Source organism: Alteribacter populi (genome assembly GCF_002352765.1).
Lineage (GTDB): Bacteria > Bacillota > Bacilli > Bacillales > Salisediminibacteriaceae > Alteribacter > Alteribacter populi.
On the sequence record NZ_KZ293963.1, the window covers coordinates 3,079,768 to 3,105,669 of the forward strand.

The 25,902-nt window shown below is 41.2% G+C and carries 22 protein-coding genes and 1 rRNA gene; all 23 read left to right on the plus strand.

Translation table 11 applies throughout. The features are described 5' to 3' along the window. Window positions 1-67 precede the first annotated feature (67 nt). Window positions 68-184, plus strand: a 5S ribosomal RNA gene (gene rrf, locus CDZ94_RS14165). 459 nt (window positions 185-643) lie between these two features. Further along, on the plus strand, window positions 644-2,764 hold the full coding sequence (locus CDZ94_RS14170; protein ID WP_232735668.1) for a transporter substrate-binding domain-containing protein: 2,121 nt from the start codon (window positions 644-646) through the stop codon (window positions 2,762-2,764). Beyond that, on the plus strand, window positions 2,757-4,109 hold the full coding sequence (locus CDZ94_RS14175; RefSeq protein WP_198546722.1) for a sigma-54-dependent transcriptional regulator: 1,353 nt from the start codon (window positions 2,757-2,759) through the stop codon (window positions 4,107-4,109). The genes CDZ94_RS14170 and CDZ94_RS14175 overlap by 8 nt, the downstream gene beginning before the upstream one ends. Before the next feature lie 166 nt (window positions 4,110-4,275). Continuing rightward, the gene (locus CDZ94_RS14180) at window positions 4,276-5,286 is read left to right on the plus strand and encodes a TAXI family TRAP transporter solute-binding subunit (protein ID WP_096438105.1); all 1,011 of its coding nucleotides are present in this window, start codon (window positions 4,276-4,278) and stop codon (window positions 5,284-5,286) included. A gap of 71 nt (window positions 5,287-5,357) precedes the next feature. Next, window positions 5,358-5,798, plus strand: coding sequence for a DUF1850 domain-containing protein (locus CDZ94_RS14185; RefSeq protein ID WP_096438107.1), 441 nt, complete (start codon window positions 5,358-5,360; stop codon window positions 5,796-5,798). Between the two features lie 5 nt (window positions 5,799-5,803). Beyond that, entirely contained in the window at window positions 5,804-7,783 is a 1,980-nt protein-coding gene (locus CDZ94_RS14190) for a TRAP transporter permease (RefSeq protein ID WP_096438109.1), read from the plus strand. Between the two features lie 481 nt (window positions 7,784-8,264). Then, a complete protein-coding gene (locus CDZ94_RS14195; protein WP_096438111.1) occupies window positions 8,265-8,996 on the plus strand; it encodes an MgtC/SapB family protein in 732 nt (243 codons plus the stop codon). Between the two features lie 209 nt (window positions 8,997-9,205). After that, window positions 9,206-9,667, plus strand: a complete 462-nt coding sequence (locus tag CDZ94_RS14200) for a CtsR family transcriptional regulator (RefSeq protein WP_096438113.1) — start codon at window positions 9,206-9,208, stop codon at window positions 9,665-9,667. A 38-nt stretch (window positions 9,668-9,705) separates the two neighbouring features. Continuing rightward, window positions 9,706-10,245, plus strand: coding sequence for a protein-arginine kinase activator protein McsA (gene mcsA, locus CDZ94_RS14205; RefSeq protein WP_096438115.1), 540 nt, complete (start codon window positions 9,706-9,708; stop codon window positions 10,243-10,245). Between the two features lie 3 nt (window positions 10,246-10,248). Continuing rightward, on the plus strand, window positions 10,249-11,325 hold the full coding sequence (gene mcsB / locus CDZ94_RS14210) for a protein-arginine kinase McsB (RefSeq protein ID WP_096438117.1): 1,077 nt from the start codon (window positions 10,249-10,251) through the stop codon (window positions 11,323-11,325). A gap of 19 nt (window positions 11,326-11,344) precedes the next feature. Next, entirely contained in the window at window positions 11,345-13,801 is a 2,457-nt protein-coding gene (clpC, locus tag CDZ94_RS14215) for an ATP-dependent protease ATP-binding subunit ClpC (RefSeq protein WP_096438119.1), read from the plus strand. 319 nt (window positions 13,802-14,120) lie between these two features. Then, window positions 14,121-15,530: a DNA repair protein RadA gene (radA, locus tag CDZ94_RS14220; protein ID WP_096440866.1), complete on the plus strand. Its 1,410-nt coding sequence runs from the start codon at window positions 14,121-14,123 to the stop codon at window positions 15,528-15,530. After that, on the plus strand, window positions 15,508-16,587 hold the full coding sequence (gene disA, locus CDZ94_RS14225; protein ID WP_096438121.1) for a DNA integrity scanning diadenylate cyclase DisA: 1,080 nt from the start codon (window positions 15,508-15,510) through the stop codon (window positions 16,585-16,587). The genes radA and disA overlap by 23 nt, the downstream gene beginning before the upstream one ends. 199 nt (window positions 16,588-16,786) lie before the next feature. Continuing rightward, window positions 16,787-17,893 (plus strand): PIN/TRAM domain-containing protein, encoded by a 1,107-nt coding sequence (locus CDZ94_RS14230; RefSeq protein WP_096438123.1) that lies wholly within the window; start codon window positions 16,787-16,789, stop codon window positions 17,891-17,893. A 124-nt stretch (window positions 17,894-18,017) separates the two neighbouring features. Continuing rightward, on the plus strand, window positions 18,018-18,719 hold the full coding sequence (ispD, locus tag CDZ94_RS14235; protein ID WP_096438126.1) for a 2-C-methyl-D-erythritol 4-phosphate cytidylyltransferase: 702 nt from the start codon (window positions 18,018-18,020) through the stop codon (window positions 18,717-18,719). Continuing rightward, entirely contained in the window at window positions 18,712-19,197 is a 486-nt protein-coding gene (gene ispF / locus CDZ94_RS14240; protein ID WP_096438128.1) for a 2-C-methyl-D-erythritol 2,4-cyclodiphosphate synthase, read from the plus strand. The genes ispD and ispF overlap by 8 nt, the downstream gene beginning before the upstream one ends. Before the next feature lie 176 nt (window positions 19,198-19,373). Then, window positions 19,374-20,834, plus strand: a complete 1,461-nt coding sequence (gene gltX, locus CDZ94_RS14245; RefSeq protein ID WP_210421730.1) for a glutamate--tRNA ligase — start codon at window positions 19,374-19,376, stop codon at window positions 20,832-20,834. Between the two features lie 371 nt (window positions 20,835-21,205). Beyond that, a complete protein-coding gene (gene cysE / locus CDZ94_RS14250; RefSeq protein ID WP_096438130.1) occupies window positions 21,206-21,886 on the plus strand; it encodes a serine O-acetyltransferase in 681 nt (226 codons plus the stop codon). Continuing rightward, window positions 21,876-23,276 (plus strand): cysteine--tRNA ligase, encoded by a 1,401-nt coding sequence (gene cysS / locus CDZ94_RS14255; RefSeq protein ID WP_096438132.1) that lies wholly within the window; start codon window positions 21,876-21,878, stop codon window positions 23,274-23,276. The genes cysE and cysS overlap by 11 nt, the downstream gene beginning before the upstream one ends. A 64-nt stretch (window positions 23,277-23,340) precedes the next feature. Further along, on the plus strand, window positions 23,341-23,694 hold the full coding sequence (locus CDZ94_RS14260) for a Mini-ribonuclease 3 (protein ID WP_096440870.1): 354 nt from the start codon (window positions 23,341-23,343) through the stop codon (window positions 23,692-23,694). Between the two features lie 31 nt (window positions 23,695-23,725). Next, window positions 23,726-24,457, plus strand: a complete 732-nt coding sequence (gene rlmB, locus CDZ94_RS14265; protein ID WP_096440872.1) for a 23S rRNA (guanosine(2251)-2'-O)-methyltransferase RlmB — start codon at window positions 23,726-23,728, stop codon at window positions 24,455-24,457. Beyond that, window positions 24,458-24,970, plus strand: coding sequence for an NYN domain-containing protein (locus CDZ94_RS14270; RefSeq protein ID WP_096438134.1), 513 nt, complete (start codon window positions 24,458-24,460; stop codon window positions 24,968-24,970). Window positions 24,971-25,144: 174 nt separating this feature from the next. Continuing rightward, window positions 25,145-25,783: an RNA polymerase sporulation sigma factor SigH gene (sigH, locus tag CDZ94_RS14275; RefSeq protein ID WP_096440874.1), complete on the plus strand. Its 639-nt coding sequence runs from the start codon at window positions 25,145-25,147 to the stop codon at window positions 25,781-25,783. Window positions 25,784-25,902 lie beyond the last annotated feature (119 nt).

The window sequence follows — 25,902 nt, forward strand, 5'->3', positions numbered from 1 at the left end:
CAAAGGTTTCAAGTTGAAGCTGTTATCTAGTTTTGAGAGAACAAGGTTTTCTCAAAAGAATACGTTGTCTAGTGACGATAGCGGAGAGGTCACACCCGTTCCCATGCCGAACACGGAAGTTAAGCTCTCCAGCGCCGATGGTAGTTGGGGGCTCTCCCCCTGTGAGAGTAGGACGTCGCTGGGCAATCGATGAAGGAAACACTCGCTTTTGGGCGAGTGTTTTTTTTGCTTTAAGAAATGATAGTTACTAAATTAACGTTCGAAATTGCTGAAAAAGACCAAGTAAGCTTTCAATGCACCTACCTAAAACGGACGATATTGACCAAAGAATAACATACCCAAGCGAGGAAGTTCTCGGTCTAAAAGGGCCAAACTTTTCTTAAATAAATAAAAACCTTCCGATTCAATACAGTAGCTTTTGCTTTTACGCAGATTGTTGTTTTTTTTTATTTTGAGAACAACTATGAGAAGGAAAGCCTGTGATTTTTGAATGGAAAAAGACATACATACGATTGGTTTTAGCACAAATTTTTAATGCTGTCGTTTCTTTTACACAAATCATTCCTCAAGAAGCCTTGGCAACAGGTGAAAGTTGAACTACGATTAAATGAAATGGGAATTGATATATAAGAAAGGAATGAATATGGAACGATTACACTTTATATTAGAGGAGATTCAAAAAGGCCGGGGACAAATGCTGTCAAATCCCTTCGTTACGTTGCTAATCCGGTTCTTACATAGTAACGACCTACGTTCCGATCTCCGTGGCTCCTGTGCCTCGATCTTCTCGGCCTTGATTGTCATCCTTTTTATAATAATTAGTTGGACTTCTTATGTTAGTGCTGAAAAAGAAGAGCCTTTGGTTGTTGCCTACAACCCAAAATTACCTCCTTTCCATTTTGATAAAGGGCAAGGTGATGCGGGGTTTTCGATTGACTTAATGAATGGGTTAGCTGAGAGGATGGATCGCGACGTCATATACGTGCAGTACTCACAGACAGAGGCTATTAATCGGTTGCAAAATGGTGATGTAGACGTTATTTTAAGTGCATATTTTAATGAAGATCATGCGCGAATTATGGAGTTTACTGACTCGTATTTAAGCACTTCTGTTGGGTTGATCGTTCATGAAAGCAATGATGAAATTGATGGACTCCCACACCTTAGTGAGTCAATTACAGCACTTGAACGAGACACTTTAGAATATGAATTTCTTCGTAACATTCGCGGTATTCACTATCATACAACGAGTAGTCAACCGACAGCTCTTGAACTTCTAATTAACGGAAGGGCTAAGGCATTCGTAGGGAATATCTTAACTGCGGATTACCTTCTTGAGGAAAAAGGATTGGCAGATGAATATAAAATGGTGGGTAGTTATCTTCTCCCCATTGATTATTCGATGACAGTTCAAAAAGAGAACTATCTTTTAATGGATCAATTGAACCGAGCTATTCGAGAGGTTAAAGGAGACGGGACGTACAGCCAGTTGTTTGAAAAGTGGTTTGAAAGTGAGAATGAACTTACAGATAAGTTGTGGCTTGCGATTCAAGTGATTGGCTCATTACTTATTCTAATTCTTATTCTATTTTTACTCGGGATTAAATGGAACAGGCAATTACAGAGGGAAGTAGACAAAAAAACGAATGTGCTGAATGAGTTGAATCAAACGTTGCAAGATCAAGTTGAACAGACGAAAAGCAGTGACCAGTTTAAAAAACAAATTCTAAATAGTAGTCCGAGGGGAATTGCGACGGTGGATGATAAAGGTATCATCACTTCGTTTAATGCGAAAGCAAACGAAATGGCGGGGGTTAAGGGCTCTTCTGTTAATAGGCCCTATCAAGAGGTTAAAATATTAAAGCAACTCCTTGAAGACAAATTTGAACATGTATTTACATCAAAGCATTTGTTTCTTGGAGAGGATGCGATATGGCAACGAAAGGATGACAGGGTTTACTTTTTGCGGTACTATGTTTACCCTCTGTATAATTTAGAGAAAAAGATTACTGGGATTATCGTTACGTTTGAAGATGTAACAGAGGAACAAAAACTTCGATTACAAATTTTTGAACAAGAAAAAAACCAGGCATTAGGCCGAGTGATTGCAGGGATTGCCCATGAAATAAGGAATCCATTAACGTCAATTAAAACCTTTGTGGAGCTTATTCCGAAAAAATTTAAAAATGAACGTTTCCAAAAAGAAATTTCCACTTATGTACCACAGGAAATAGAACGGGTAAGTACGTTAATTGAAGGATTAATCGATTATGCTAAACCCAAGCAATTAAAAAAAGAGATCATAGAAGTAAGGTCTTTCCTGAATGAGTGTACGATCTTATTTAAACGCACTGCTATGAACAGTGGGATTAATTTGAGATGTGATGCAAGTCCTCATTTATTTATTGAGGCTGACCAGAATCAGTTAAAGCAAGTAATTATTAATTTAATCATAAATGGGATTGATGCTATGGAAATGACGGAAATGAAGGAAGAGCAAGTGCTTCATTTAGATGCAATTGAAAGGAACGGTAATGTCATTATTAGTGTTACTGATCAGGGCATAGGGATGACGGAAGAAGAAAGGAAACAAGCTCTTGAACCGTTTTTTACGACGAAAACAAAAGGTTCTGGATTAGGACTTGCGATTGTTCAACAATATGTTCGTGAAAATAAAGGTCATCTTTACATTGAAAGCAAAGTCGGAGTCGGGACGAACATATGTTTATCTTTTGACAAAGAGAGGGGGGAGTGCATTGAATAAGATAATCGTGATTGATGATGAAGCTTCTATATGTTCTTCATTGGAATTTGCATTAGAGGATGAGTGCGAGGTCGTGACGACCACTAATCCCGATCAAGGGCTGAACATGCTGAGAGAGACTAGGTTCGATGTATGCTTATTGGATCTTAGAATTGGTAATGTTGACGGGCTCAGTGTCTTGCGTCAAATCAAACAAATTAGTCCTGCTACAATCGTGATTATGATTACGGCTTATGGAACGATTGCGTCTTCAGTTACAGCCATGAAAGAAGGGGCTTATTCATACATTACGAAGCCAATTAATATGGATGAATTATTCTCTGTTATTGATCAAGCTTTTAATTATCAGAAATTAAGCGATCAGGTCGATTATTTAAGTCAGGAGCTGGAGCGGAAGTACGGATATGAAGGTATTATCGGGAGAAGTGAAGTGTTGAAAGATGTTTTTCATATGATTAATAAAGTGAAAGATGTCGATACGAATGTGCTCATTACTGGTGAGAGTGGGACTGGGAAAGAGCTTGTGGCTAGAGCCATCCATTTTTCAGGTAAACGAAAGAAGGAACACTTTGAAGTGGTTAACTGTGCTGCTATCCCGGATCAGTTATTAGAAAGTGAATTGTTCGGATATGAGAAAGGCGCTTATACTGGAGCTGTCTCGAGTAAAGAAGGTAAATTTCAAATTGCTCACAGAGGCACCATTTTTTTGGATGAAATCGGAGACATGCCGCTAAGTTTGCAAGCTAAGCTTCTCAGAGTGTTACAGGAGAGAGAAGTGACGAAGCTTGGGTCGAATAAAAACGTTAAAATTGATGTACGAGTCATTGCGGCTACGAATAAAAATCTTGAAGATGCAGTGAAAAGTGAGGAGTTTCGAGAAGATCTTTACTTTAGGCTGAATGTGTTACAAATTCCATTGCCCCCCCTTCGTGAGCGTAAAGAAGATATTCCTTATCTGCTCACTCATTTTCTTGAAAAGTTGAACGAGGAAATGGGAAAATCCATTAAAGGCTTAACGAAAGAGGCGAAGCGAGCTTTAATTAATTACCAGTATCCAGGAAATATCCGTGAATTAGCTAATGTTTTAGAATCGTCTATGGTTCTGGCGGACGGGGAATTCATTTATTTGTCAGATCTGCCACAACAATTTAAAAGTGGAATGTCTACTTTTGGTGATAGAACGGAGGCGTTAGAAGCACACGTAGGCAAATCTTTAAAAGAAATTGAGAAAAAATTCATCTTAGCTACTTTGGAACATAATAGTGGTCACCGAAAAAATACAGCGAAAATGCTCGGAATCAGTGAACGAAGCTTGCGAGACAAAATAAAACTATATGAGGAGTAACTATAGAGCGGCAAAATTTGCAGGTGAGGCAAATATTGCCGTTTTTTTATGCCAACCAATAAAAGAGAGCGCTGTCACAAAAGGATCATAATAATTGGCACAATTTTTGCATTATTAAAGTTATAAGGTTAATACAAAATAATTTACTTATATGGGGGTAGATGAGATGAAGAAGATATTGAGTTTACTTGTTGCTATGCTCTTATTTGTAGTTGCATGTGGCGATGAAGATACTGAAACAGGTGAGGAAAATGGAGAAGGAGATGATACAGATGCAGGCCAAATGGAATTAGATGATTTGTTTGTAACTGTTGCCACAGGCGGTACATCTGGCGTATATTACCCGATTGGTGGTGCGGTTTCAAACATTATTGAAGGAGAATTGGGCATTGATTCTTCCGTTCAGGCAACTGGTGCATCGGTGGAAAACATTAATTTAATTGAAAGTGGAAGAGCAGAGTTGGCTATTACAATGGCAGATGCAGTCCTTCAAGCATATGAGGGTAGTGGAGAATTTGATGGAGAAGAACCGGTCGATTCTTTAAGAGGACTTGCGGCTTTATATCCGAACTTTGTACAGGTTGTAACAACTGAAGACTCTAGTATTGAAACTTTTGAAGATTTACAAGGAAAAAGTGTCGGGGTAGGTGCTCCGAACTCTGGTGTTGAACTCAATGCACGCATGGTATTAGAAGCACACGGGATGTCTTATGATGACATAAATGAAGATTACCTCTCTTACGCTGAAGCAATTGATCAAATTAAGAATGGAATGGTTGATGCAGCATTTGTTACGAGTGGTGTGCCAAATGCAACGGTCATCGACTTGGACACGACACATGACGCTAAGATAGTCCCGATTGAAGGAGAAGCGATGGACTACTTGGAGGAGAACTATCCATTCTTTTCAGCAGAAATGATTCCGGCAGACGCTTACGGAAATGAGGAAGAAATTTCGACAGCAGCTATTACGAACTTGCTTCTTATCTCAAACGATATTTCAGAAGATGCAACGTATGAAATTACGAAAGCGCTCTTTGAAAACCTTGATGCGATCCAAGGGTCTCATAATGCAGCTCAGGAAATCACACTGGAAACAGTAGAAGTAGGGATGCCGGTGCCACTTCACCCAGGCGCGGAGCGTTATTTTGAAGAGGTAGGTGCTTTAGAAGAATAGATTGGATTTATGTGTAGAGAGAAGGGGATACCTTCTCTCTATCCTCTATTTCTTTGTCGGGGGAGCGACATATGAAAGCATTAGTTATTATTTCATTATTACTCATATCTGGATGCAGCGATACGGATTCGTGGACATTGATCGTTAATAGTGCAGACCAGACCTATATTGAGAAAGAGATTCAAAGTGGAGATGAAATCATAATGAGTTGGATTCATTCTGTGGAAAAAACACCATGGAGGGAGACCTACCAAGTGAATGAGAATGGTGAGTGGGTGCTTATCGAAACGGCTTTTGAATCTTTTGGTGCAGGGGTATCACATGAATTGGGGACCATGACGATTGAAGACGGAGAGGTCATTGTTCGAGATCTAGAAGAAATGGTGCCTGAGATTACTTGGATTCACTCACATAATGCAAAATATACTGTCTACTTTAATGAAGAATCTCTTATTGAAACAGGAGACTTACCTCACCATATCCCGATTGAAATAATTATTGAAAAGGGGTGAATTTTTTGGAAAAAAAGAAGCAAATAATAGATGAACCGCAAATAACAGAAAATCAGCAGGGAGTATTAGAAAAATATTCAGCCGAATCGCGCTACCGAATATTTTCAAATAAAACCATTGCTATCATCGTAACTATTCTAGCGATTTCATTATCGCTCTATCATATGTATACGTCTTATTTCGGTACACCTGTTACATTGCAGCACCGCTCGCTGCATGTTGCAGTTATACTTGGGCTCGTATTTTTACTTTACCCGCCATTTAAAAAAGCAAGCCGAACAAAGCTGCCATGGTACGACATGCTGTTTGTGTTGATGGCTTTTTCCACGTCGGTCTATATTTTTATAGATTATTTGGGCATTGTCAATCGGGGTGGCATGCCAAATACGTATGATTTAGTTTTTGGTGTTATCCTTGTGCTGCTAGTGTTGGAGGCTGCACGTAGGGTAACTGGTTGGGGATTACCCACGCTAGGGATACTGTTTATTTTATACGGTCTGTTCGGACGTGAAATGTCGGGTATATTCAGACATCGGGGTTACACGTGGGATGAAATCGTTAATTTTATGTATGTAACGACGGAAGGTGTATACGGCACCGCGGTCGGAGTGTCAGCTACTTATATTTTCCTATTTATTTTATTTGGAGCATTTCTATCGAAGTCAGGGATGGGGCAGTTCTTTAACGATATGGCTCTTGCCATCGCTGGGCAAACAAGAGGCGGTCCCGCAAAAGTGTCCGTTATAGCTAGTGGCTTCTTAGGAAGCATTAACGGAGCAGCCGTAGCGAATGTTGTAACTACAGGCTCTTTTACAATTCCTCTTATGAAAAAAATCGGGTATAGCCGAAATTTTGCAGGTGCGGTGGAAAGTGCAGCCTCTGTTGGCGGACAAATTCTTCCACCGATTATGGGTGCAGCCGCATTTATCATGGCAGAAATGCTTGGCATCCCTTATAGCCAGATTGTGTTAGCAGCCTTACTGCCTGCGTTATTGTTTTACTTGGGCATTATCGTCCAAATTCACTTACGTGCTACGAAACAGGGGTTAAAAGGGATATCCAGAGAAAATCTTCCTCGTGTATATGAAGTTCTAAAAGAGCGCGGACACTTGCTTATTCCACTGGTATTCTTACTTTATATGCTCTTCATGAGCGGGCGTACGATTATTTATTCTGCGCTCTTGACCATTATCGTCACGATTATCGTTGCCATGGTTAGAAAAACGACACGAATGTCTTTACGGGATATTCTCGATGCCTTAGAGCAAGGGGCTCGAATGGCGGTTAGCGTTGCTGTTGCCTGTGCTTCAGTTGGAATCGTCGTCGGTGTTGCTACTATGACAGGCTTTGGGCTAAAGCTTGCTAACGGTATCGTCACATTAGGTGGAGAAAGTTTATTCCTCACACTGGTCTTTACAATGATTGCTTGTATTGTCCTTGGCATGGGGTTACCGAGTATTCCAACGTATATCATTACTGCTACCATGGCTGCTCCAGCTCTTGTTACGCTTGGAATCGAACCCTTAGTTGCTCACCTATTTGTGTTTTACTTTGGTCTTTTTGCCAATATTACACCACCTGTTGCCCTTGCCGCCTTTGCTGCAGCAGGAGTATCTGGTGGAAACCAGATGAGGACCGGCTTTGTCTCAATGAAACTCGCGATTGCCGGCTTCATTGTGCCATATATGTTCGTGTATAATAATTCTCTCTTGCTTCTGGACACTTCGTTTGTAGATGGAACCCTCGTCGTCATTACGGCAGTTGCAGGCGTAATTATGCTCGGGGCTGCAGCAGAAGGTTATTTGTTTGCTAGTATTAATCCGATTGTAAGAATCGTGTTGTTTGGCGGGGCATTACTCTTTATGAACCCTAATCTAATTCAGGATATTATCGGAGTTACGATTATTGCCTTCGTTTGGTTCGTCCAGTGGCAGAAGGGCAAAAAACAAGGAAATATTGAACCGAAACAAGTACAGCAAGCATAGAAGGATTTTAGTCTTACAGGGAAAGTGAGTCATTGTACTCGCACCGAATAAAGGATAAGGAAGACCGTACTTCAGGAACTGGCAGAATCGTCAATATTACCTCATCCCATCTAAGAGCCTGTAGTGGACCTGGTCTAATCCAATACGTAGGTGATTGGACAAATGATCGTCAAAAGGCATATTAGTGATAATATATAAAACCACTCGAGTAATGTCGAGTGGTTTTTGTGTTTTTAGAAATTATATTTGCTTAAGGTTGTGAATTTATTTTTGAGGTTTGAGTTATATCTATATCCACCGTCTTAGAGATCGAGGTCATCTTAGACTCTTAATTTTAGGAATTAAGAAGGATTCTGGAGGGTTTTGTAGTAATAGACAAGTCATGGATAATTAAAAACGAGTAAAATGAGATGAATGTATTATTTAACACAGTTTTTTGGCAATGCCGTTTTTATATAGTGATGAATCAGGGGGATAAACGATGGAAACATTATGGATTGAACACGAAGGAGTTGTCATGACTTTACGACTCCTGCTCGCTGCAGTATTAGGCGGACTCATTGGGATTGAACGTGAGTACCATCACCACCCGGCAGGATTTCGAACTCATCTACTTGTAAGTGTTGGTTCTTGTTTAATTATGCTACTCGCTTTTTTTGGGTTTGATGCGTATATCGCCACCAAGGATCCGGAGATCATCACGTTTGATCCATCTCGTTTGGCTGCTTACGTTGTTAGTGGAATTGGATTTTTGGGTGCGGGGACGATTTTAGTTCAAGGGTATACCGTTAGAGGGCTTACTACAGCAGCATCGATATGGGTTGTGGCAGGGATTGGTTTATCTGTAGGTGCAGGTATGTACTTTTCTGCATCTATTGCGACAATCATCGTTATTTTAAGTTTATTTCTTTTAGGTAAGGTCGACTTGTTCGTTTTGAATCGGAGTGAGAAAAAAATAGTCTACGTTATGGTAGAAGAAAAGCATAGTGAATTAAGCACGTTAATTCAAAAACTTGAATCGCTGCGTATAATCGTTAAAGAAGTACGAGGGGAGAAAAAAGAGCGTATTAATGAAAGTCCGAAGATTGAATATCGCTTTCGGGTGGAATATGAAAAGAGAGAGCAACTTCTTAACTTCATGGATGCAGCTACGGTATTGCCATTTGTAGATGAAACATATATCGAGACAAAATCGAATGAACAGAAAAAATGAAGGCAATAATGGTGAAGAAACATGTTTAAGATAAATGGGGTTGACTAAACTCTTTTATCGATAAGCCGGCTTCTTGCGCTTTTCTTAAATTGCTGTGCAAAAATATTGCAAATGAAATAAATATGAGTATAATAAAATTAAAGTCAAAGATAGTCAAAGTCAAACTATCTGACAATAAGCAAGGTCCAGGTCGCAAGGAGGCTGAGGCGATGCGCAATATTTCCGACGTCATTGAAGGCTATTTAAAAGGGATCATTGATCAAAGTGATCAAGGCTTAATTGAAATTAAACGGAGTGAACTTGCTGAGCACTTCGAATGCGTCCCGTCTCAAATAAATTATGTGATTAGTACACGTTTTACACTGGAAAAGGGATATATTGTGGAGAGTAAGCGAGGTGGTGGCGGGTATATTCGGATTATGAAGGTGAAAGCAGATGGGCAAAAGGAATTATTTGATCAAATGCTTTCGATTATTGGCAGCCAAATAGCCCAAAACTCAGCTTCTAACATCATTGAAAGGTTAATGGAAGAAGGAGCGATTTCCAAGAGAGAAGCAAATCTTATGCTTAGCGTCATTGATCGATCTGTCATTCGTTTACCGTTGCCTGCAAGGGATGAGTTTCGAGCGGAATTAATGATGTCGATGATATCCGCGTTAAAATATCGTTAGTTGTATAAAATGTGTTGATGAGGAGGGGTTGGGTTAGAATGCTTTGTCAGGAATGTCAAAAACGTCAAGCTACACTACACTTCACAAAGATCATTAATGGAGAAAAAACGGAATTTCATATTTGCGATGTGTGTGCTAAAGAAAAAGGCGAGCACATCCCGGGGTCGAACAGTTTCTCAATTCATCAGTTATTATCAGGGCTATTAGATTTCGATCAGTCGATTTCAACGCACCCTTCCAGTGCGGCGCGTCAAGTTAGCGAAAATTCAACTTGTCCAAACTGTAATATGAATTATGAACAGTTTGCTGAAATTGGCCGGTTTGGCTGCGCTGAATGTTATAAGACCTTCCAATCAAAACTCGATCCGATTTTCAAACGAATTCATAGTGGAAATAGTACGCATGGAGGGAAGGTACCAAAGAGGATTGGTCAAGACCTTCATTTGCACAAAGAAATAGAGAAGCTTAAAGAGGAACTCCAGATCCTCATTTCAAAAGAGGAATTTGAAAAAGCAGCTGAGATTCGGGATCAGATTCGTTCCTTGGAAAAATCGTTGGCACAAAAAAAGGAGGGGTGAATCGTGTCTCTGCAGCAATTTATTAGCCAGGCTATCAGTCCATGGATGAAAAACGAAGGTCCGGATTCAGATATTGTCTTAAGCAGTCGGGTTCGTTTAGCCCGAAACCTGACGGATGTGCCATTCCCTATTGTAGCTTCTACTGAGGATTTATCGGGGCTTACAACTAGGGTGAAAGAATCCTACAGTGGTAAGGGTCACCGCAGGTTTGGAACAATAGAACTGTTGAAAATGGATGATATGAAGCAAAATGAAAAACGTGTTCTTGTAGAAAAGCATCTTATTAGCCCTGCATTATCTGACGAATCCAAAGCAGGAGCTGTTTTGCTAAGTGAAGATGAATCGCTTAGCATCATGGTTAACGAAGAGGATCATGTTCGTATTCAATGCCTTTTGTCAGGGTTTCAATTAACGGAAACGCTAAGGCTTGCTAATGACATTGATGACTGGATGGAGGAAAAGCTCGATTTCGCGTTTGATGAAAAACGAGGGTATCTAACGAGCTGTCCGACAAATGTAGGAACGGGACTTCGCGCTTCCGTTATGATGCACTTACCAGCGTTAGTGATTACGCGTCAAATGAACCGGATTTTGCCTGCAATAAACCAATTAGGACTTGTCGTTAGAGGAATTTACGGAGAAGGCAGTGAAGCTCAAGGCAATCTCTTTCAGATTTCAAATCAAATTACATTAGGAAAAACAGAAGAAGATATTGTTGAAGATTTACGTAGTGTTGTTCTGCAACTTATTCAACAAGAACGCACTGCGAGAAAAGCACTCCTTGAACAATCAAAACTTCAAATGGAAGACAGGGTATACAGATCGTATGGTATTTTAGCGTATAGCCGAAATATGGAATCTAAAGAAGCGACTCAACGTTTATCTGATGTCCGCCTGGGTATTGACTTAGGTATCATCAAAGACGTAGGCGGAAATATATTAAATGAACTAATGATTCTCACCCAACCAGGATTTTTACAGCAATACGCAGGTGAAATTTTATCACCAGAACAACGTGATCAGCGTAGGGCTACATTAATTAGGGAAAGGTTAAAGCTGGAAATGGAGAAGGATAACTAATAACCGGAGGTGGAGAAATATGATGTTTGGACGATTTACAGAAAGAGCACAGAAAGTATTAGCGTTAGCACAAGAAGAAGCGACACGATTAGGCCATAACAATATTGGCACAGAACACATTCTACTTGGACTTGTACGCGAAGGGGAAGGGATTGCTGCAAAAGCATTATCCGCTTTAGGTCTAAGTCCGGAAAAAATTCAAACAGAAGTTGAGCAGTTAATCGGGCGAGGAGAGGAAGGATCAAAAACGATTCATTATACACCTCGAGCGAAAAAGGTGATTGAGCTTTCAATGGATGAAGCCCGTAAACTCGGCCACTCTTACGTTGGTACAGAGCATATTTTACTTGGACTTATTCGCGAAGGAGAAGGAGTGGCTGCCCGCGTTCTTAATAACCTTGGGGTAAGTCTAAATAAAGCGAGACAGCAAGTTCTTCAATTACTTGGAAGCAGTGAATCATCGAATAGCCAGCAACAAAGTGCTGGTGCTGGAACGAATGTCAACACACCAACTTTAGATAGCCTAGCTCGTGATTTAACGGCAATAGCAAAAGAAGAGCAGATTGATCCTGTGATTGGGCGCGCGAAAGAAATTGAGCGTGTCATTCAAGTACTGAGCCGACGAACAAAGAATAATCCAGTACTGATCGGAGAGCCTGGAGTTGGTAAAACGGCGATTGCGGAAGGATTGGCTCAGCAAATCGTCAACAACGAAGTGCCAGAGACGTTGCGAAATAAACGTGTAATGACATTGGATATGGGAACGGTTGTTGCGGGGACAAAATACCGTGGTGAATTTGAAGACCGTTTGAAAAAAGTAATGGAAGAAATTCGTCAAGCGGGTAACGTCATCTTGTTTATCGATGAATTGCACACGCTAATTGGCGCCGGTGGAGCAGAAGGAGCGATCGATGCTTCCAATATTCTAAAACCGTCTCTCGCACGTGGTGAATTGCAATGTATTGGTGCGACAACGCTTGATGAGTACCGCAAATATATCGAAAAAGATGCCGCTTTAGAGCGTCGGTTCCAGCCAATTCAGGTAGATGAACCGACGAATGATGAATCTGTTCAAATTTTAAAAGGCTTGCGTGACCGATATGAAGCTCATCACCGCGTGACAATTACAGATGACGCGATTGAGTCTGCAGTAAAGCTTTCGGATCGTTACATTTCAGATCGCTTTTTGCCGGATAAAGCGATCGACCTGATAGATGAGGCAGCTTCTAAAGTACGGCTTCGGTCTTATACGGCACCACCGAATTTAAAAGAGTTAGAGCAAAAGCTTGAAGAAACTCGTAAAGAAAAAGACGCGGCTGTACAAAGTCAGGAATTTGAAAAGGCAGCTTCTTTACGTGATAGTGAGCAACGGGTTCGTGAAGAGCTTGAAGCCATGAAGAAAGAATGGAAAGAAAAGCAGGGACAAGAAAACTCCGAAGTAACAACAGAGGACATTGCCCTTGTAGTGGCGAGCTGGACAGGAGTTCCTGTAAGTAAGCTGGCAGAAGAAGAAACGGATCGCTTACTCAAGATGGAAGAAATTTTGCATAAACGTGTGATAGGTCAGGAAGAAGCTGTTAAAGCCGTTTCGAAAGCTGTGCGCCGTGCAAGAGCTGGATTGAAAGATCCGAAGCGTCCAATTGGGTCATTTATTTTCCTTGGTCCAACGGGAGTGGGGAAGACGGAACTTGCCAGAGCGGTTGCAGAATCTCTCTTCGGGGACGAAGATTCAATTATTCGTATCGACATGTCTGAGTTTATGGAAAAACATACGACATCACGTCTTGTAGGTTCACCTCCAGGCTATGTAGGCCATGAAGAAGGGGGGCAATTAACGGAGAAAGTTCGTCGCAAACCGTACTCCGTCATCTTGCTAGATGAGATCGAAAAGGCGCACCCAGAAGTATTTAACATTTTGCTTCAAGTGTTAGAAGATGGATTCTTGACGGACTCTAAGGGACGTCGTGTTGATTTCCGTAATACAGCGATTATTATGACATCAAACGTTGGAGCTAGCACTTTAAGACAAAATAAAAACCTCGGATTCACGGCTGAACGTGACGGTCAGACCTATAAAGATATGAGAAATAAAGTCATGACGGAGCTTAAGAAAAGCTTTCGTCCTGAGTTCTTAAACAGAATTGATGAAACAATTGTCTTCCATTCTCTTGAAAGAGTTCATATTAAAGAAATTGTTACTCTGATGGCAGATCAGCTGAAGAAGCGTCTCCAAGAACAAGAGATTGATTTTGTTATCTCAGACGAAGCAAAGGCAAAAATTGCTGATGAAGGATACGATCCGGATTATGGAGCACGTCCATTGCGTCGTGCTCTGCAAAAGCAAGTTGAAGATCGTTTGTCTGAAGAGCTGCTCAAAGGAAACATTCATAAAGGACAGCGAGTAAAACTCGATTTGAAGAACGATGACTTTGTCGTTGAAACTGGGACTACTAGCGCTGGAAAAGCAAAAGAGTAAAGACGACCGACAATGCAACCGGGAAAGTCAAATCATGACTTTCCCGGTTTTGCTATTGATTGAGGGGATATCTAATATTACATTTTTTGTAAGTTTGGAATTTATAAGATGACAGCTACCTTCACGCTACTCGTCTCAAGGGGAAAGCACCCTTGAGACTTTAATGCATGCGGCGGAAGCTGACGCTGTTTTTAATAAAAGACCGCTATGCGGTTTTTCTTATCTCTTTACGGCTTGTTTTAGCCTCATTCAAAAGATTCGTGATAAAATGAACATAGAGAACGTCGAGATCAAGATGGAAAAAAGGGCGGAGAATTTTATGGCTAAACGGAAGACAAAATATGTATGTCAGGAATGTGGATACGAGTCCAAGAAATGGATGGGAAAATGTCCGGGTTGTCAAAGCTGGAATACAATGGTCGAGGAATTTGAAGAAAAAACCTCACCTACGACCTCCAGGAGTTTTGTTACGAGTACAAAAGGCGAGATTACGAAGCCGCAACCGATTACTCAAGTAGAACACGAGAATGAGCAACGAATCGATACAAACCTCAAAGAGCTAAATCGCGTTTTAGGAGGAGGGGTTGTACCAGGATCGTTGGTTTTAGTTGGTGGTGACCCGGGGATAGGTAAATCAACATTACTTCTTCAAGTTTCCTCAGAACTATCTCGAAAAAAAGAGCGTGTACTCTATATATCTGGAGAAGAAAGTGTGAAACAAACGAAGATTCGCGCCGACCGATTAGGCATTGCCAATGACAATTTATTTGTTTTAGCAGAGACGGATGTTGAATATATTGAAAAAGTAATTGAAGAAATGAACCCGACACTCGTCATTATCGATTCGATTCAAACGGTCTACTTAGATGGCGTCACTTCCGCTCCAGGAAGTGTGTCACAAGTACGTGAATGTACAGCTTCATTTATGCGTATTGCAAAAACAAAAGGGATTGCGATTTTTATCGTCGGTCACGTGACAAAGCAGGGGTCGATAGCCGGGCCGCGCTTACTTGAACATATGGTAGATTCCGTTCTTTATTTTGAAGGGGAACGTCATCATACATTTCGTATTTTGCGTGCAGTCAAAAATCGATTTGGATCAACTAATGAGATTGGTATTTTTGAGATGAAAGAGGAAGGGTTAGCGGAGGTTCTTAACCCGTCGGAAATTTTTCTTGAAGAGCGAACGTCAGGCTCTGCAGGCTCAACTGTTGTTGCCTCAATGGAAGGGACCCGGACAGTTTTAGTAGAAATTCAATCACTCATTTCCCCTACAAGCTTTGGGAATCCTAGAAGAATGGCTACGGGCCTTGACCAAAACCGAATTTCCTTAATTATGGCCGTCCTTGAAAAACGTGTCGGTATGCTTCTTCAAAATCACGATGCTTATGTAAAAGTAGCTGGTGGGGTAAGGTTAGACGAGCCAGCGATTGATTTGGCAGTAACAGTAGCGATTGCGTCAAGCTTTCGAGATTCGCCTACGAGACCGACAGACGTGGTTATTGGGGAAGTGGGCCTCACTGGAGAAGTTCGTCGTGTAGCTAGGCTCGAACAACGTGTGATTGAAGCGGCTAAGCTCGGGTTTAAGCGGGCAATCATTCCAAAAAAGAACATTGGCGGGTGGACGGTTCCAGATGGAATCGAGATTGTTGGTGTAAATACGGTAAATGAAGCATTAGAAGAAAGTATAGGAGGTGCATCTTCTGGTGGATCCACGTTCAAGTTATGATTCTAACTTTATCAGTAATGTTTTACAGCTCGTAGCACCAGGAACCCCTTTAAGAGAGGGAATAGATAATGTGTTAAGGGCAAAGACTGGCGGACTTATTGTTCTTGGTTATAACAACGAGATGATGCAAATTGTCGACGGCGGTTTCTTTATCAATTGTGAGTTTTCACCCGCATACTTATATGAACTGGCAAAAATGGATGGAGCGATTATTTTAAGTGAGGATGCCAAAAGAATCCTGTATGCGAATACACAACTTGTTCCAAACAATGCGATTGAATCTACGGAAACGGGGATTCGCCACCGTACCGCTCAACGTGTGGCGAGACAGACGGGTAACCTTGTCATTTCCATTTCTCAGAGGCGGAATGTCATTACGTTGTATCAGGGAGAATACCGTTATTCATTAAAAGATATCGGTGTGATATTAACGAAAGCAAATCAAGCGATTCAAACGCTAGAAAAATATAAATCGGTTCTCGATCAAAGCATTACGAACCTAGGTGCTCTTGAATTTGAAGAACTGGTAACCATACAGGAAGTTTCTCAAGTGATGCACCGGGTTGAAATGGTTCTGAGGATTAAAAGCGAAATTTTAAATTATGTAAATGAACTTGGAAATGAAGGACGATTGATTTCCATGCAGCTAGAAGAGCTCGTTTCTAACACAGAGAAAGAAGCTGTGCTCCTGATTAAAGACTACATGAAAGAACGAAAGAACGATCCAGTCCATATTTTACGACAATTAAAAAAGCTTTCTAGTGATGAATTGTTGGATGATCAAATTATTGTGAAATTGTTGGGCTATAGCAAAAGTCCAAACCTATCAGAGTTTGGCGTTTGTCCAAGAGGATATCGAATTCTAAACAAAATTCCGCGTATTCCACCTCTCGTCGTCGAGAATTTAATTGGAAAATTTGAAGACTTGCCGCAGGTAATGAGAGCTTCCACTGAAAAATTGGATGAAGTAGAAGGAATCGGGGAAGCGCGTGCGAGGAAAATTAAAGAAGGATTAACGCGTATTCAAGAGCAGCTGTTTATAGACCGTCATATTTAGATCTTGTCTAACTCAATCAATCCTTGACGAATCTTATGTATTAACGATATAATAATAAATTTACTTTCATTGACAACAAAAACCTCCTTTGATATTGTTAATTTATTGTAATTTATAAGTGTGTAAGTTTTTGTGATTTTTTTAGAATAATGTTTCAAAATCAGTCACTTGTCTATAATGGTTAAAGGAGGTGAAAGCGATGCTTAGACGAATGGTACAATTATTTATTATCATTGTCGGTGGCGCGGTGGGATTTATTTTTATACCTGATTTGTTGGAATTGTTGAATTTTAGTGATGCTCCTTCTTGGTTGGAGAGCCCTTATGCAGGAGCGGTAATTGGTGCAATTATTTTATTTATAGCGACCTATTGGTTTACTGATGACTTCGTTGGGCTAATAAGGCTCTTTGAAGAAACATTAGTAAAAGCACCGGTCACTGACTTGTTATTTGGAACAATGGGTTTAATTGTGGGGTTAATTGTAGCCTTTTTAATTGGCTTACCACTGGATGCACTAGGGATTCCAGTCTTGAGTACGTATATTCCTCTTTTTGTGACATTCTTCTTAGGCTACTTAGGATTCCAAGTCGGCTTTAAAAAGCGGGATGAGTTGATGGGCCTTACAGCGATATCCAACCGTTTAGGGTCAAAAGAGAAGAAGAGTGACGGGCAAGGCGAGGATGTTGAAAACAGGAAAGGATCTCTTAAGATTCTCGACACGAGTGTCATCATTGATGGACGTATTGCAGACATTTGCCAGACTGGCTTTTTAGACGGGACATTGATTATTCCTGAATTCGTGCTTGAGGAACTACAACATATCGCGGATTCTTCTGATGTACTCAAAAGAAACAGAGGACGCAGGGGATTGGATATTCTTAATAAAATTCAAAAAGAGCTCCCAATTAACGTTGAGATTTACGAAGGTGACTTTGAGGAAATTCAAGAAGTTGACTCTAAACTTGTAAAACTAGCAAAGGTTATTGGTGGTTTTGTTGTAACAAATGATTTTAATTTAAATAAAGTTTGTGATCTCCAAGGTGTTTCTGTATTAAATATTAATGATTTGGCGAATGCCGTTAAGCCAGTTGTCCTTCCAGGTGAAGAGATGGCTGTCCAGGTGATTAAAGACGGTAAAGAGCAAAACCAAGGTGTAGCTTATTTGGATGACGGTACAATGATCGTTGTGGAAGAGGGCCGAAACTACATTGGAAAACAAATCGATGTGATTGTTACAAGTGTCTTACAAACTTCTGCAGGAAGAATGATCTTTGCAAAACCTAAGCTTTTAGAAAAGGCATTATAGTATAAAAAGAATAGAGAAGATCGAGGTGTGGAAGCTGGGAAGAGATTCGACACAGCTATTTTTTCCGCACTTTTTGAACATTCACTTATAATGAAATGATGATGAATTGGGGAAGGATTTAGTCATGGGGAACTACACGGTTGTTATACCGGCAGCTGGCCAAGGAAAGCGAATGGGTGCCGGGAAAAATAAACAATTTCTTAACCTCCAAGGTAAACCGCTGATCGTTTATACACTTGAGGTATTTGAAAAGGACTCTTGGTGTGATGAAGTTATCCTTGTCGTCAACGAACATGAAGTAAACCAAATGAGTGAGTTGGCTAAGGATTACGAGATTAACAAGGTTCAACAAGTCATTACTGGGGGGAAAGAGCGTCAGCATAGTGTCTTTAAGGGACTTAAGGCTGCTGATGCAGCGACGGGGGTTGTGCTTATTCATGATGGTGCGCGTCCCTTTATTAATACCGAACGTATTCACTCCCTAGTCATTCATGCTAGTCAAACAGGGGCGGCAATTGTAGCCGTCCCTGTTAAAGATACCGTTAAGCAGGTACAACATCAAAAGGTCACTCAAACCGTTGACCGCTCTAGCTTGTGGGCTGTACAAACGCCGCAAGCTTTTCGTTTATCTACCATTCTTCGAGCTCATCAGCAAGCTGAAACAGAAGGTTTTTTAGGTACGGATGATGCAAGTTTGTTAGAATGGCAAGGAGAAGCGGTTCATATCGTTGAAGGTGATTATCAAAATATAAAGCTAACAACACCAGAGGATTTGTGGTTTGCTGAAGCGATTATTTCAAGGCGGAAGGAAGAAAATGATGCTTAGAATTGGACAAGGATTTGATGTACACCAATTGGTAGAAGGACGCCCGCTAATTCTTGGGGGGATTGAGATTCCATATGAAAGCGGATTACTCGGTCACTCTGATGCCGATGTGTTATTACATACGATTGCGGATGCTTGTCTGGGTGCCATAGCTGAAGGGGATATCGGCAAGCACTTTCCTGATACAGACCCTGAGTTTAAAGATGCCGATTCAAAGGAATTGTTAAAGCACGTATGGGAGATTGTTAAAGGAAAAGGCTATAAACTTGGGAATGTTGATTGTACGATCATGGCGGAAAAGCCGAAGATGGCCCCGCACATCGAAAACATGCGTAAACAGATTAGTGAATTGTTAGAGGCTGACGTCGCACAGGTGAATGTAAAAGCAACGACCACAGAGAGGCTTGGGTTTACAGGGCGCGGAGAAGGAATTGCTTCCCAAGCGGTTGTTTTACTTACTAAAGCAGATGTGGTGTAAAGGTTTTTTATAATTCGTTGCTTTGACTCAAACAATTGTGTTTTTCTTTATTTAGCTTGACCATGATCAGCGCAACAATGATAAAATAAATGAACAGAATCCAGGTTTATGCTGCTGGTCGGAAAAGTTTTTCTGATCACATGAACTTTGAACAAAAGAATGGAAGGTGTCATACAATGTCTCAAGATATACGCGTACGTTTTGCCCCGTCCCCAACCGGACATTTGCATATCGGTGGAGCACGCTCTGCCCTGTTTAATTACCTCTTTGCACGAAATCAAAATGGCAAGTTTATTGTTAGAATTGAAGATACAGACCAAGCCCGAAATGTAGAAACAGCTACGGAAAAATTGATGGAGAGTATGAAGTGGCTGGGGATTGACTGGGATGAAAGTGTCGACGTGGGAGGTCCTTATGAGCCTTACCAAAGTATGGAACGTATCGACATTTACAAAGAATATTTAGCGAAGCTTTTGGATGAAGGAAAAGCTTTTTATTGCTACATGACAGAAGAAGAACTAGAAGTTGAGCGGGAAGAACAAATAGCCCGCGGCGAAACTCCGAAATATTCAGGGAGAGACAAAAATCTCACTGCCGAGCAACGAGAAGCGTTTGAAGAAGAAGGGAAAACGCCCGTCATTCGTTTCAACGTACCTGAAAATGACACTGTCGTCATTGAGGACATCATTCGCGGAAACGTCAGCTTTGAAACAGAAGGTATCGGAGATTTTGTTATTGCCCGTAAAGACGGAGTACCTACTTATAATTTTGCTGTTGTAGTTGATGACCATTTGATGAAGATTTCTCATGTTATCCGAGGCGAAGAACATTTATCTAATGCTCCGCGCCAAGCATTGCTATTCCAAGCTTTAGGCTGGGATAAACCAGTGTTTGCTCATGCATCGCTTATTTTAAATGAAGACCGTCAAAAGATGAGTAAGCGTGATGAATCGATTATTCAGTTTGTCGAGCAATATCGTGATCTTGGCTATTTACCAGAAGCGATTGTAAACTTCCTCGCGCTTCTTGGGTGGTCTTCGGGCGGTGAAGAGGAAAGATTTACAAAGGAAGAGCTTATTGATCAGTTTAGCTTGGAGCGAGTGTCAAAAGCTCCTGCGGTCTTTGATACCGATAAGCTCGCCTGGATGAACAATCAATATATGAAAGAAGCGGACCTCGATCGCGTCGTTTCGCTTGCTTTACCTCATTTAGTGAAAGCAGGGAAGTTGCCAGAAGAGGTGACGGGTGAGCAGAAAGAGTGGGCAACGAAACTCATCGCTTTGTATCAAGAGCAAATGAGCTACGGTGCCGAAATTGTGGAGTTAACAGATTTGTTCTTTAAGACTGAAATCGAGTATAATGAAGAAGCGCAGCAAGTGTTAGATGAAGAACAAGTACCGGAAGTTATGGCTGCTTTTAAAGAAGAAGTGCAGTCATTAGAGGATTTCGAACCAGCTACGATAAAAAAGGCAATCAAAGCGGTTCAAAAATCAACCGGTCATAAAGGTAAGAAGTTATTTATGCCAATTCGTGTCGCCACTACAGGTCAAACACACGGGCGTGACTTACCTGATACGATTTCATTATTAGGTAAAGAAGTGATTACTGCACGTTTAAATACAGTATTGAATAAATAGAAATAAATGAAAGCTATGAAGAGGAAAAGTAAGAATTGGAGTCTTTTATTAGAGGTGTTCGATATTTTGGAGCGATTTGCTCTATAAGGTTTCAGGACTTTTTGAACAAACTCTACGAGAGAGAGCTGCCACCGGCTGAAAGCAGCTTAAAAGTTTCTTTTCTGAAATGCGCCTCTGAGCCCCTTCCGAACTTCTCGTATGAACAGTAGGCAAGGGCGGAACGGACCGTTATCCCGTTAAGCGGAGCATCTTTTTTGGCTCAAACAGAGTGGAACCGCGCGTGAAGCGTCTCTGTGTCTATATGGCACAGAGACGCTTTTTTTATATGGTAAGTACTACCGGCAATGTGCTACAAAAAGGAGGTTGGCTAGATGTTTAAAACGTTAAAATCAGATATCGACGTCGTCATGGACCAGGATCCGGCAGCACGGAATCGGCTCGAAGTTGTTTTCAATTATGCAGGGGTTCATGCCATTTGGAGTCATCGCTTAGCGCACTGGTTGTGGAAAAAAAGAATGTATTTCCTCGCTCGCTTTCTTTCTCAAGTAAGCCGTTTTTTTACCGGAATTGAAATTCACCCTGGTGCTAAAATTGGCCAGCGTTTGTTTATTGATCACGGGATGGGCGTCATTATTGGCGAGACGTGTGAAATAGGCGATAATTGTACGATTTATCAAGGCGTGACACTAGGCGGAACAGGAAAAGAAAAAGGTAAGCGTCATCCAACCTTGGAAGATAATGTTCTGATAGCAAGCGGGGCGAAAGTGTTAGGGTCTATGAGAATTGGAGAAAATTCACGTATTGGTGCAGGATCAGTCGTCTTAAAAGAAGTACCCCCGAACTCTACAGTGGTAGGAATTCCCGGCCGTGTCGTAATTCAAGATGGTGTAAAAATCGATCATCAACTAGACCATAGCAATCTCCCTGATCCGGTGTCTGACAAATTTAAAGAGCTTGAAGAAGAAATTGAACGGTTAAGGGAAGAAATGAAGCAAATGAAAAAAAGAGAAGTAGTGAATGCCCTTAAGGAGGACTCCCGAAGTGACCATTAAAATGTACAATACACTTACAAGAAAAAAAGAAGTATTTGAGCCGATTGAAAAAGGAAAAGTAAAGATGTATGTGTGCGGACCTACTGTTTACAACTATATTCATATTGGGAACGCCAGACCAGCTGTTGTTTTTGACATGGTTCGTCGTTTCTTGGAATACCGTGATTTCGATGTTAAATACGTATCAAATTTCACGGATGTTGATGACAAAATCATTAAGGCAGCCGAAGAGTTAGGTGAAGGCGTGACGGATGTTGCGGAACGGTTTATTGCAGCTTACCATGAAGACACGTGCGCGCTCGGTGTTAAGAAAGCAGATAAACACCCACGCGTGACGGAGACGATGCCTGAGATCATTGAATTCATTGATAAGCTCGTAGATAAAGGGTTTGCATACGAATCTTCGGGTGACGTTTACTTCCGTACACGTAAGTTTGATGGTTACGGAAAACTGTCACATCAATCCGTTGAAGATCTCCAGATCGGAGCGCGCATTGAAGTAGGTGAGAAAAAGGAAGATCCTCTTGATTTCGTTCTATGGAAAAGTGCGAAAGCAGACGAGGTATACTGGGATAGTCCTTGGGGGAAAGGGCGTCCAGGCTGGCATATTGAGTGCTCCGCTATGGTGAAGAAGTTTTTAGGGGAGACAATCGATATTCATGCAGGAGGTCAGGATTTATCATTTCCTCACCATGAAAATGAGATTGCCCAGTCTGAAGCGTTGACAAATAAAAAAATGGCAAACTATTGGATTCACAATGGTTACATTAATATTGATAATGAAAAGATGTCGAAATCTCTTGGTAATTTCATTTTAGTAAACGACATTATTAAAAAGTTTGCCGCTGAAGTTGTTCGTTTTTTCATCGTAAATAATCACTACCGTAGTCCGATTAACTTCAGCGATGCTCAGTTAACAAGTGCGAAAACAAGCTTAGAACGAATGAAAACAACGTTTCAAAACTTGAACCACCGTGTGGAAGGAACAGCTGATTTAGGAGAGGAAAAAGAGCAGTGGATTAAACAAATCGACAATCACCATCGTGCATTTATCGAAGAAATGGAAGACGATTTTAATAGCGCTAACGCCATTGCTGCAATGTTTGACCTTGTGAAAACTGCGAACAACTATATGCGTGAAAAACATACACGAAAAGATGTTCTGCAGGCCTTTATTTCTACCTTTGAAAATATGGCGTACGTGTTAGGGATTCAGTTAAAAGAAACAGAAGAAATGCTTGATGATGAAATTGACGCTCTCATTCAAGAACGAATTGATGCTCGTAAAAATCGGGACTTTAACCGAGCCGATGAGATTCGCGATCAGCTGAAAGAGAAAAATATTATCTTGGAAGATACACCTCAAGGTACACGATGGAAGAGGGTGTAATGAGGTGAGGCTCAACCAGGATGTCCAAGATGTGGATCAATTAAATGGTCTAACTTTGGCTTATATGGGGGATGCGGTAATGGAGATGTATGTCCGTTATCGTCTTATCGCCTCGGGTCAGGTGAAGCCAAACCAACTACACCGCGCTGCCACTCGTTTTGTTTCTGCAAAAGCGCAAGCAGAGGTGATCACTCAGCTTTTGGAAGGGGATCACCTTACTGAAAAAGAGCGTTCGGTTGCTTTAAGAGGCAGAAATGCAAAGTCTGGAACGGTTCCTAAAAATACAGATGTTTCTACGTACCGTTATAGCACCGCGTTTGAAGCTTTGGTAGGGTACCTTTATTTCAAGGATCAAAAGGAACGGCTAGATGAAGTGATGGTTAAAGCATTTCAAATTCTAATTGAAGAAGGGAGGTAAATATATAGTGTCAAACAAACAAGATTTAATTATGGGGAAGAATCCGGTGATCGAAGCGTTAAAAGCAAATCGTCCGATCCATAAGCTTTGGGTAGCTGAAGGGTCACAAAAAGGACAAATGGGCAAAGTGATCGATTTAGCTAAATCAGCAAAGGTTTCTATTCAATTTGTCCCTAAGCGTAAGGTCGACCAAATATCAGAATCGACCCAGCATCAAGGTGTGGTGGCTCAAGTGGCCGCCTATGAGTATAAAGATATTGATGTCTTATTCGAAAAAGCAGAACAAAGCGGAGAACCACCATTTTTTCTCATTTTGGATGAGCTTGAAGATCCTCATAACTTAGGATCAATTTTACGTACTGCTGATGCTGTTGGTGCTCATGGAGTCATCGTTCCGAAGCGACGGTCGGTTGGACTGACCTCTACTGTAGCGAAAGCCTCTACGGGTGCTATTGAACATATCCCGGTGACGCGCGTTACGAATCTTGCCCGAACAATGGACGAGCTTAAAGACCGAGGTCTCTGGTTTGTTGGAACCGATGCCAGCGGAAATGAAGATTATCGGGAAACCGATTTTGACATGCCTGTTGGACTGGTGATCGGCAGTGAAGGAAAAGGACTCAGTCGTTTAGTAAAAGAAAAATGCGATTTCTTAGTTCAAATTCCGATGTCAGGGCATGTGACTTCATTGAATGCTTCTGTTGCAGCTGCTTTGCTTATGTATGAAGTTCATCGTCGCCGGCACCCTAAAGGATCGAAATAGATGCGACGATTTCTACTTGTTGATGGATATAATATTATCGGGGACTGGCCTGAACTAAGAGAAATGCAGCAAAGTGACTTAGAAGGGGCTCGAGATCTCCTTATTGAAAAAATGGCAGAATACCAAGCTTATACAGGGGTTAAAATTATGATCATTTTCGATGCTCACATGGTACCTGGACTTGGGAGGAAGTATCGAAATTATCGAGTTGATATCGTCTATACAAAGGAAAAAGAAACGGCCGATGAACGGATTGAAAAACTCGTTCGGACATTGAAAAGAGTGGACACAGAAATATCAGTGGCCACATCGGATTTTCTTGAGCAGCGCGTGATTTTTGCGAGTGGGGCGCTGCGGAAGTCAGCGAGAGAGCTCAGAACTGAAGTGGGTGCGATCGAAAAAGGGATCGCAAAACAAGTGTTGAGGGTAAAAAAACAAACGGCACGAACAAAACTTCCAATAAGTGATGAAATGGCAGAAATTTTTGAAAAATGGCGTCGAGGGGAGCGGTGAGCACCTTGACGCCTTTCCTTTTTATTTAGTATAATGTTTCTATATTTAGACAATTCAATCTGTTTAAAAAGGTTTTTTAATTATGCGCTTACATTTTAGCAGATCAGTGCAAACAAAGCCTTTTTTTAAATAGAAAAAGACAGGGTCGGAGGGATCGCAGTGGCTTTAGACCTCATGGAAACTAGACAGAATGTCACGTTTGATGCAATGGACGACGAAACCCTGGTGGAGTATGTCCGAGAAGGAGATAGTGCGGGACTTGAGTATCTGATTAACAAATACAAAAACTTCGTACGAGCGAAAGCTAGGTCATACTTTCTCATCGGAGCCGATCATGAAGACATCGTTCAGGAAGGAATGATTGGCCTTTACAAAGCAATTCGCGATTTTAAAGGGGACAAGCTGTCCTCATTTAAAGCGTTTGCTGAGTTATGTATTACGCGTCAAATCATTACAGCTATCAAAACAGCGACAAGGCAAAAGCACATTCCTCTTAATTCGTATGTATCGCTGGATAAGCCTTTGTATGATGAAGAATCAGATCGGACATTACTGGATGTGATCTGTGGGTCGAGAGTTAGTGATCCAGAAGAGTTACTCATAAACCAAGAAGAGTTTGATGATATTGAAGTTAAAATGAGTGAAATATTAAGTGAACTCGAAAGACAGGTGCTTATGCTGTATTTGGATGGGCGAAGTTATCAGGAAATTTCGGTGGATCTTAATCGGCATGTTAAATCAATAGACAACGCCCTGCAACGCGTGAAGCGCAAGTTAGAACGTTACGTTGAAATAAAAGGTGTAAAGCTGTAGACAGGGGATGGACCCTGTTTTCTTTTAGAAGTGAAGCAAGGATGTCCACTATAAGCGTGGTGGAGGGTAGTTTCAAAGATTGTGTATAAAGAGTGAGAAAGGACCAACGGCTCTACTAG